Here is a 10,268-nt window from a genome sequence, read left to right as displayed (position 1 = left end):
AAAGAGTTGGTAATAATTAGAAAAATAATTAAAACCAACTCTTTGAGCCATTAGAGATATAAGTTTCCAAAATGTAGTGGTACACTAGATAAAGGCTCATCTTCAGTAGATGTATTAATTCCTATAATTAAATGCGCATATCCTAAAAAATTGACCGCACTTCCCCCAAGTGCGGTTATTCTTTTTGATATTTTACATCCTATTTTTTCTTCGCGTATTTTAAGCTATCAATAGCGACGGCAAGGATAATGATTGAGCCTTTGATGATATATTGCCAATATGGGTTAACCCCGATGTAAGTTAAACCATAGTTAATCACAGTGAAAATTAATACCCCCGTAACGACACCAATAATCGTTCCCACACCACCGGCAAAGGACACGCCACCGACGACACAAGCCGCAATAGCATCTAATTCATACATAAAACCAAGGTTGTTGGTTGCCGAACCGATACGCCCTGCTTCGAGCATCCCACCAAAGGCATAGAACACACCGGCAAGGGTATAAATCACCAATAAGTTACGTGTGACGTTTACACCGGATACGCGCGCTGCTTCCGGGTTGCCGCCGATGGCAAAAATGTTTTTACCGAAGCGGGTTTTGTTCCATAGAATCCACATTAAGATGGTTGCTACAATGGCGTAAATCGTAATGTAAGAGAGTTTGAAACTACCGAAACGGAAGAACCCTTGTGCAAATGACGAGAAGTTTTCGCTGAAACCTGCAATTGGTGACCCGCCCACAGCGTCATAGTACAAAGAGTTAAAGCCATAAACGATAATCATCGTCCCCATTGTTGCAATAAATGGCGTCACATTTAACACAGCCACCACAAAACCGTTTACCAACCCGATGACCGCGCCAATCGCGCAAACAATCAAAATCACCACAAAAATCGGCATTTCGGGTAAATTAGGAAATACACGGTTAAAGTTATCCATAGCTTGCAACATGGTTGCTGCAACCACCGCCGCTAACCCCACTTGGCGACCGGCGGATAAGTCCGTACCTTGAACCACCAACAAACCGGCAATCCCCAACGCGATAATTAAGCGAACAGAAGATTGGGTTAAAATATTACTGAAGTTCATCAGCGTTAAGAAACTTGGGTCTTGGGCAATAATGACACCAAGCAAAATCAACAACACGAAATAAATCGCATTTTGTTTGAAAAAATCCCATGTTTTTGTTTTTTGACCAGCCATACCACATTCCTTCTATAAATACTTAGCTGCCAATTGCAAAATTTCTTCTTGTGAAGTTTTTGCTGTTTCAACAATGCCAGCCACTCGACCATTGCTCATCACTAAAATGCGATCCGTAATCCCTAGTAATTCAGGCATTTCAGATGAAATCATAATGATGCCTTTATCTTTTTGGGCAAGTTGCATAATCAATTGATAAATTTCATATTTTGCCCCAACATCAATACCACGGGTCGGCTCATCAAGCATTAAGACTTCAGGTTGAGTCAGCAACCAACGCCCAATAATCACCTTTTGTTGATTACCGCCTGAAAGTGAACCAATGGTGGTTTTATGGGATGGTGTTTTCACATTCATCGCATCAATCACCCATTGGGTATCGCTTTTCATTTTTTTGCTACTGAGCAAACCCCATTGGGTCATATAAGATTTCATATTAGAAATCAACGAGTTAAACTCGATGCTGAGATTGGCATAAATCCCCGTAGAACGGCGTTCTTCCGTCACCAAGGCAAAACCATTGTTAATGGCTTCAAGCGCACTGTGATTAACCACCGTTTTATCGTGCAGTTTCACCGTACCACCGGCACGCGCACGTACGCCGAAAATAGTTTCCACAATATCCGTGCGTTTTGCACCGACTAAACCTGCAATACCTAAAATCTCGCCTTTGCGTAATTCAAAGCTAACGTCTTGGATAGACGGCTGATTAAGTGCGGTTAAATTTTCCACCGTTAAGATCACTTCTTTCGGCGTATTAATTTTTTCAGGGAAGCGTTGTGTTAGCTCTCGACCCACCATCATAGACACCACTTGATCCATGGTGACATCTTGAACCGCTACGGTATTCACCCATTGCCCATCGCGTAAAATGGTGATTTCATCACAAATGCGGAAAATCTCATCCATTTTGTGAGAAATGTAAATAATACCGCAACCGCGTGCTTTTAATTTGGCGATAATGGTGAAAAGATGTTCCACTTCTTTTTCTGAAAGCGATGACGTAGGCTCATCCATAATCACAATTTTAGCGTTATAGGAAAAGGCCTTCGCAATTTCGATCATCTGCATTTGTGATACAGACAAATCCGCCACCTTATCTCGCGGATCCACATCAATTCCCAGTTCATCAAAAATGGCTTTGGTGTCGTTATACATTTTGGTGTGATCCACAAAAATCCCTTTCAGCGGATAACGCCCCAGCCAAAGGTTATCCATCACATTACGCTGGCGCACAAGGTTTAACTCTTGGTGTACCATAGAAATGCCGTGTTCTAAGGCTTCTTTCGATGTTTTAAAATTGACAGGCTTACCAAGGAACATAATATCGCCTTCATCCTTGGCGTAAATGCCAAATAAGCATTTTAGTAAAGTAGATTTACCTGCCCCATTCTCCCCCATTAATGCGTGAACACTATGGGATTTCACGGTTAAATTTGCCTTATCCAAGGCTTTAACACCAGGGAACGACTTGCTCACATTTGTCATGGTGAGTAGCACTTCTTGATTTTGTGCCGTCATACATCACCCCATCTATTTCTTGTTAAAATTAAAGTGGGTAACTCGCCACCGCGCCAAAAGTGCGGACAAAATTCTTCGAGTTTCCCACCTAAGGATCTTATTTCATAAATTCAGATAAATTGTCTTTATCAATGCCGACATAAGGCACACGAACGACTTTATTTTCGACTTTATAAGCCGTGCCTTCCCCTGCAGGTTTTCCGTGCGCAAGGTTATTAGATAATTGCACAACCGCTTTACCTTGGTTGACACCATCATTCAACACCGTTCCCGCAATTTCACCTTTTTTGATCAATTGCAACACTTCAGGCAAGGCATCCACACCGAAAATCGGCAGTTTTTTACCATGTGCTTTTACCGCTTCCAATGCGCCCATTGCCATACCGTCATTGTTAGAAATGATCATCTCAATGTCGTTCGCTTTCGCGCTAGATAACCACGCATCGGTTTTATCTTTCGCCATTGCGGCATCCCACATCCCTGTATCCATAAAGAGTTGCTCAGTTTGAATACCTGCTTCTGCCAGTTTCTCGATCACATATTTCGTCCGTGCTTCCGCATCAGGGTGACCGGGTTCGCCTTTCAATAACACATACTGAATTTTGCCATCTTTGTTTAGGTCAAAAGCCGGATTAGCTTTCCATTGTTTGGCGATCAATTCCCCTTGGATTAAGCCGGATTCTTTCGGATCTGTTCCCACATAATAGGCATTATCATATTTTGACAAGGCTTTTTCGCCAGGATCTTTGTTAAAGAACACCACAGGAATATTATCCGGTTTAGCTTTACCAATAATGGTGGAAGCGGCGGCTGGATCCACCAAGTTAATCGCTAAGGCTTTTACCCCTTTTGAAATCAACACATCCACTTGGTCATTTTGAATAGATTGCGCATTTTGAGAGTCATTCATCAATAACTTAACATCTTTTAATGTATTTGCTTCTTTGCTAATTTCTTTGCGCATTAATGACATAAAGTTATCATCATATTTATAAATGGTTACCCCAATTTTTGTTTCTGCTTGCGCAACGCTCACGCCGGCAACTAAACCCAATGCTAAAGTTAATGCACTTAAACCTAATTTTTTCATAAATTTGCTCCTAATAAGAGAAAATGAAGTACAAACCTACCTCAGGCGTGACTTAAGCAACGAAAGCACGCACTAATGTAACCGGCCTTAACTATAACGGTTAAAATGTTAAATATCTGTGATCATCATCACAAATTTACATTAACCCATTCAGCGGTATAGAAATCTGTGATCTCCATCACAAAATCCATTTTTCTTTATATTTATCCCCATTAATTTATGCTATGTTAACGTCATCATTAAGAAAATATAAGAATGGAGACTTATTATGACTACATTATTTGATCCAACTGAACATCCACATCGCCGCTATAATCCCCTCACAGATCAATGGGTTCTCGTATCCCCTCATCGTGCGAAACGCCCTTGGCAAGGACAGCAAGAAAAAGTGCAAGAAGAACAAAAACCTAGTCATGATCCTCATTGTTATCTTTGCCCAAGAAATAAGCGAATTACAGGCGAATCTAACCCTGATTACAGCAAACCTTATGTTTTTAAAAATGACTTTTCTGCCTTGCTAGTTGATTCACCTGCGCCTGAAGTATCACAAGATCCTTTATTTCAAAGCAGCGTAGCACGTGGAGAAAGCCGAGTCATTTGCTTCTCTCCAGACCATAGCAAAACCTTGCCGTTACTCACTGAAAGTGAAATTGAAGATGTCATTGATGTGTGGAAAGCACAATTAAATGAATTAGGTCAACAATATCAATGGGTTCAGATATTTGAAAACAAAGGGGCGGCGATGGGATGCTCAAACCCACATCCTCATGGCCAAATTTGGGCAAATAGCTTTTTACCTAATGAAGTCGCGCGTGAAGATGAAAATCAACGTAAATATTATGAAAAATACGGCTCTATCTTATTAGTGGATTATGCCAAACGCGAACTGGAACAAAAAGAACGCATTGTGGTAGAAACCAAACATTGGGTCGCCGTTGTACCTTATTGGGCTGTATGGCCTTTTGAAACCCTGCTATTACCTAAAGCACACGTAAAACGTTTAACAGAACTAACAGCAGAGCAAAGCCAAGATTTAGCGGTGATTTTGAAAAAACTCACCACCAAATACGACAATTTATTTGAAATTAGTTTCCCTTATTCCATGGGCTTCCATGCAGCACCTTTTAATGGTAAAGAAAATGAACACTGGCAACTGCACGCCCATTTCTATCCACCATTGTTACGTTCTGCAACAGTTCGTAAATTTATGGTGGGCTATGAAATGCTGGGCGAAAGCCAACGTGATTTAACGGCAGAACAAGCTGCTGCAAGATTGCGAGAGTTATCTGACATTCACTATAAACATCGTTAATTTTCACCGCACTTTAAATCATCTAATAAAGATAGGTATGAGTTATGCTTCCACAAGAATTATCGAAAAAATTATTTACTGAAAAATATCAGACAGCCCCAACACTCAATGTTTACGCGCCCGGTCGTGTGAACATTATTGGTGAACATACGGACTACAACGATGGCTTTGTTATGCCTTGTGCCATTAATTACGGCACATCAATTAGCGGCGCACCGCGTCAAGATCACCTATTCAGAGTTTTTGCAGCTGACTTACAAGAAAGCGACGAATTTCGCCTTGATCAACCCATTGAGCCCAAAGCCAATGCCAAATGGACCGGCTATGTTCGAGGGGTGGTGAAATTTATTCAAGCGCGTTGCCCTGAGTTTACCCAAGGGGCAGATTTAGTGATTAGCGGCAATGTTCCCCATTCTTCCGGTTTAAGTTCCTCCGCCTCACTTGAAATCGCTGTGGGGAAATTTTGTCAACAATTGGGCAATTTACCCCTAAGTAATACCGATATTGCCCTTATTGGTCAAAAAGCTGAAAACCAATTTGTGGGTGCCAATTGCGGTAATATGGATCAACTGATTTCCGCCCTTGGACAAGCGGAGCATTTATTAATGATCGACTGCCGTTCCCTTGAGACACAACCTACACCTGTGCCTGAAAATGTCGCGATCATTATCGTCAATTCCCATGTTAAACATGATTTGGTGACAGGGGAATACAACACACGCCGCCAACAATGCGAAGCCGCGGCAAAATTCTTTGGTGTTAAGGCACTACGCGATGTTTCTGTGGCACAATTCTCTGAAAAAGAAGCAGAATTAACCGCACTTGATCCCGAAATGGCGAAGCGTGCACGTCACGTGATCACAGAAAATCAACGTGTATTAGATGCGGTGCAAGCACTAAATAAGGGAGATATATCTCGTTTAGGTCAATTAATGAATGCCTCTCATCTTTCAATGCGTGATGACTTTGAAATCACCACACCTGAAATTGATTATTTGGTCGAACTTGCACAATCCGTCATTGGTACATCAGGCGGTGCGCGAATGACCGGGGGAGGCTTCGGCGGCTGCATTGTGGCACTTGCCCCAACGGAAAAAGTGGAAGAAGTTCGTCAAGTTATTGAAGCAAATTATGAAAAACGGACAGGTCTGAAAGAAAGTTTCTACGTCTGTACCGCCTCGCAAGGGGTGCATTTATGCTAACTGAAAATCCCCCATTAGAAATAGGTTGTGCCCCTGACGGCTTGCCTTTTCGTCTTTACACCCTAAAAAATGAAGGCGGTATGCGCATTCAAATCATGGACTGGGGCGCGACTTGGCTTTCTTGCCAAGTTCCTGTAAATGGCAACCTACGCGAAGTGTTGTTAGGTTGCCAACCTAACGACTACCCAAAACAAACCGCCTATTTAGGTGCAAGCATCGGGCGTTATGCCAATCGCATTGCTCACGCTGCCAAATTAGGTTTAACCCCAAATCAAGGCGAACACCAATTACATGGCGGCGCAACAGGTTGGGATAAAGTGCGGTGGAAATTAAAAGACTTTTCTGAAAACCATCTTTACCTATGCCATCATTCGCCCCAAGGAGATCAAGGTTTTGCTGGCGAAGTGAATGCCACGGTGACTTATACCCTAGAAGCGGATAATGCCTTATTAATCAGCTATCAAGCAGACAATCAGCAAGATACCCCTTTAAATCTCACTAATCACGCCTATTTCAACTTACAAGACAGTAAAGATGGCTGTGACGTTCGTCAACATTTTCTTCAACTTAATGCCGATCAATTTTTGCCAGTGGATAGGCAAGGTATTCCAAATGCCCCTTTAAAATCCGTGCAAGGAACCAGTTTTGATTTTCGAACGGAAAAACCTATTCAACAGGATTTCCTCAAAGAGGAACAATTGCTCACTAAAGGCTATGATCACGCATTCTTACTGAATCAAGAGCACAACAAACCTTGCGCTATTTTAACTTCACCTGATCGAGCTTTACGCCTAGAAGTGAGCACTAGCCAACCAGCATTGCAAGTTTACACGGGCAACTACCTCGCCGGAACCCCCACAAGAAATGGCGGACAATATGCAGATTACAGCGGAATCGCCTTAGAAACCCAAGCCCTGCCTGATACCCCAAACCATCCAGAATGGTGGCAATATGGCGGTATGGCAAAAGCAGGTAGTCATTATCATCACTGGACAAGATTTAAATTTGTCCTGTAATCGCAAAAGTGCGGTGAAAATCAACCTGGTTTTTCACCGCACTTTGCCAGTGTATGACATGATATTCAAATTTCTTCTAGCAACCATTTGAAAAATATGCTACTTTTTTATCCGTCAATCCGACAATAACATACTAAAATATTATGAACGAAGAGCATTCGATAAATCCAACTCAAACAGAAACACATCAAAAAAAATCCTTTTTCCAATCCTTATTTGGGCGTTTTTTCCAAGGTGAACTGAAAAATCGCGAAGAATTAGTGGAGGTTATTCGGGATTCCGAACAAAACGAATTGATTGATCAGGATACACGTGAAATGATCGAAGGGGTGATGGAAATTGCCGAACTTCGCGTACGCGATATTATGATCCCACGCGCCCAAATTGTTTTTATTGAAAAAGAACAAGATCTTGAAAGCTGCCTTGATACCATTATTACTACAGCACACTCGCGTTTTCCGGTCATTAGCGATGAGCGCGATAATGTACTGGGTATTTTGCACGCCAAAGATTTATTAAAATTCTTACGTTCCGATGCGGAAGAATTTGATCTACCAAGATTACTACGTCCGGTGGAAATTGTACCGGAAAGTAAACGCGTGGATCGATTGCTGAAAGAATTCCGTTCAGAACGTTTTCATATGGCGATTGTGGTGGATGAATTTGGTGCCGTATCAGGGCTTGTTACCATTGAAGATATTTTGGAGCAAATTGTTGGTGACATTGAAGATGAATTTGACGAAGAAGAACTCATTGCCAATATCCGCCAATTATCGCGCCATACTTACGCCGTACGTGCACTCACTGATATTGATGATTTTAACCTCCAATTTAATACCCACTTTGCCGATGAAGAAGTGGATACCATTGGCGGTGTCATTATGCAAGCCTTTGGTTATTTACCCAAACGCGGCGAAGAAATTACCCTTGAAAACGTACATTTTAAAGTCACGTCTGCAGACAGCCGCCGCATCATTCAATTACGCGCGACAGTGACCGATGAATTATTGGCTGAAATGACATCACAAGAGGAAGAAGATAAAAATAATGAGTAACTTACTCGTCTCTATGATTGCGCTGATTTCGGGAGGAATCGGCGTTTTTGCCTTTTCCCCCTATGATTATTGGGGCATGACCTATCTCTCATTATTAGGTTTGATTTATATTGCCAAACATTCCCAAAAACGCACCGCACTTTGGGCAACATTTTTGTGGGGGCTCAGCTTTTTTAGTATTGGTACCAGCTGGTTACACGTCAGCATCCATCAATTCGGTGGATCACCTTTATGGTTAAGCTACGGCTTAGTGGTTTTACTCGCCGCTTATCTTTCACTTTACCCCATGCTTTTTACCTATCTCATTCAACGCTTTAAGGTACAAAGTGCGGTCATTTTTGCCGTAATTTGGACATTCACCGAATTTCTGCGTGGTTGGGTATTGACAGGCTTTCCTTGGTTACAATTTGGTTACAGTCAAATCGACAGCCCATTTTATGGTTTAGCACCGATTTTTGGTGTCACGGGTTTAACCTTCTTTAGCCTATGGACAAGTGCGGTAATATTTAATGGCGTTTCTGCACTCGTTCAAGCACAAAAAAAATGGCATGCCTTTTTTGCCAATGTAGCGATGCTGGCGATAATAGGAATTTTAAGTGCCTACTCGTCACAACAAAATTATGTTCAAAAACAGACAGACAAAGCCTTAAACATTACCTTAGCGCAAGGCAATATTGAACAAAACCTCAAATGGGATCCTGAATATCTCAATAGCACCCTTGAGATCTATAGTCGACAAATCGCTGAACATCTGGGAAAAACAGACTTAATTATTTTGCCGGAAAGTGCATTGCCTACTCTCGAAAATCATATTCAACCGTTCTTTGAAGCCTTAAAGCAAGCAGGACAAAAAGCCAATACAGATGTGATTATCGGGACAGTTTATCGTGATGAAAACCTGGGAAAATTACTCAACTCCATTACGGTTGTCGATAAAGCTTATCAGGCAGAAACCGCTCAACGCTATAACAAGCACCACCTTGTCCCTTTTGGTGAATATGTCCCACTAGAAAGCCTGTTACGTCCATTAGGTTCAGTGTTTAATTTACCGATGTCCGCCTTCCAACAAGGGAAAGAAATTCAGCCTGCACTGAATATAAAAAATCGACTTTTTACGCCGGCAATTTGTTATGAAATTATTTTAGGTGAGCAACTTCGCCGTAACTTAGCCGGAAAAGCAGGATTTATCTTAACCATATCCAATGACGCTTGGTTTGGCGATAGCCACGGTCCTTGGCAACATTTGCAAATGGCAAGAATGCGTGCCTTGGAGCTAGGTCGTCCATTAGTTCGCGCCACCAATACAGGCATTAGTGTTTTTGTTGATGAACAGGGGAAAATTATCGCCCAAGCCCCACAATTTACCGAAACCACCCTAACCCAGCGTATTGAACCCACCCAAGGTTGGACCCCCTACGCCAAATTAGGCAATCTCCCCTTGTATATCCTCTCTTTCCTGTTCATCGCAGTACGCGGTTTAGGTGCGTTGTTAAAACGGAAATTGATGAAAAATACGGCTCTTTAAAGGGTTAAAGGTCATTAGGGCGGATTTAATCTCCGCCCTAATAACGATATAGATATTAACCACCAAATCCTTAATTGGCATGTTTCAAGTTCTGGTATTTACCCTTAAGAGCTTGCGATACATATGGATTTTCATTAAGATACAATAAGTTAAAGGTTTAACAGGTTGAAATAGGTTATATGAATAAAAATTTAGGAAAAAAGAGAAAGTTATCATTAAAAATTATGCCTATTTTAGGATTGCTTTTCTCTCTGTCTGCATTATCTGCACCGAATGACCCCAACCTAAACCAAATTGACGCTCAGCAACAACAACGCCAACAACAGCAAAATGCACAACG

Annotated in this window: 8 protein-coding genes; 5 read left to right on the top strand and 3 right to left on the bottom strand. The window is 41.8% G+C overall.

The features are described 5' to 3' along the window. Positions 1-199: 199 nt before the first annotated feature. The 3 genes from mglC to mglB form a co-directional block, all read right to left on the bottom strand. Entirely contained in the window at positions 200-1,207 is a 1,008-nt protein-coding gene (gene mglC, locus Q0O89_RS09600) for a galactose/methyl galactoside ABC transporter permease MglC (RefSeq protein WP_135709383.1), read from the bottom strand. A 12-nt stretch (positions 1,208-1,219) separates the two neighbouring features. Continuing rightward, the gene (gene mglA / locus Q0O89_RS09595; RefSeq protein ID WP_135709384.1) at positions 1,220-2,728 is read right to left on the bottom strand and encodes a galactose/methyl galactoside ABC transporter ATP-binding protein MglA; all 1,509 of its coding nucleotides are present in this window, start codon (positions 2,726-2,728) and stop codon (positions 1,220-1,222) included. Positions 2,729-2,825: 97 nt separating this feature from the next. Further along, on the bottom strand, positions 2,826-3,818 hold the full coding sequence (gene mglB, locus Q0O89_RS09590) for a galactose/glucose ABC transporter substrate-binding protein MglB (RefSeq protein WP_293731489.1): 993 nt from the start codon (positions 3,816-3,818) through the stop codon (positions 2,826-2,828). Between the two features lie 268 nt (positions 3,819-4,086). Between mglB and galT the strand changes: the two genes are divergently transcribed. The 5 genes from galT (at position 4,087) to lnt (ending at position 9,928) form a co-directional block, all read left to right on the top strand. Then, entirely contained in the window at positions 4,087-5,130 is a 1,044-nt protein-coding gene (galT, locus tag Q0O89_RS09585; protein ID WP_293731488.1) for a galactose-1-phosphate uridylyltransferase, read from the top strand. 44 nt (positions 5,131-5,174) lie between these two features. Beyond that, positions 5,175-6,332: a galactokinase gene (gene galK, locus Q0O89_RS09580; protein WP_293731487.1), complete on the top strand. Its 1,158-nt coding sequence runs from the start codon at positions 5,175-5,177 to the stop codon at positions 6,330-6,332. Further along, positions 6,326-7,348, top strand: coding sequence for a galactose-1-epimerase (galM, locus tag Q0O89_RS09575; RefSeq protein WP_293731486.1), 1,023 nt, complete (start codon positions 6,326-6,328; stop codon positions 7,346-7,348). Before galK ends, galM begins: the two co-directional genes overlap by 7 nt. A gap of 140 nt (positions 7,349-7,488) precedes the next feature. Beyond that, positions 7,489-8,403 (top strand): CNNM family magnesium/cobalt transport protein CorC, encoded by a 915-nt coding sequence (corC, locus tag Q0O89_RS09570; protein WP_180338708.1) that lies wholly within the window; start codon positions 7,489-7,491, stop codon positions 8,401-8,403. Further along, entirely contained in the window at positions 8,396-9,928 is a 1,533-nt protein-coding gene (lnt, locus tag Q0O89_RS09565) for an apolipoprotein N-acyltransferase (RefSeq protein WP_293731485.1), read from the top strand. Before corC ends, lnt begins: the two co-directional genes overlap by 8 nt. The last annotated feature ends 340 nt before the right edge of the window (positions 9,929-10,268 follow it).

This window comes from uncultured Actinobacillus sp. (assembly GCF_945915845.1).
GTDB lineage: Bacteria > Pseudomonadota > Gammaproteobacteria > Enterobacterales > Pasteurellaceae > Exercitatus.
Note: the sequence above shows the minus strand (reverse complement) of the source record. Positions and strands in the feature narration are given on the sequence as shown.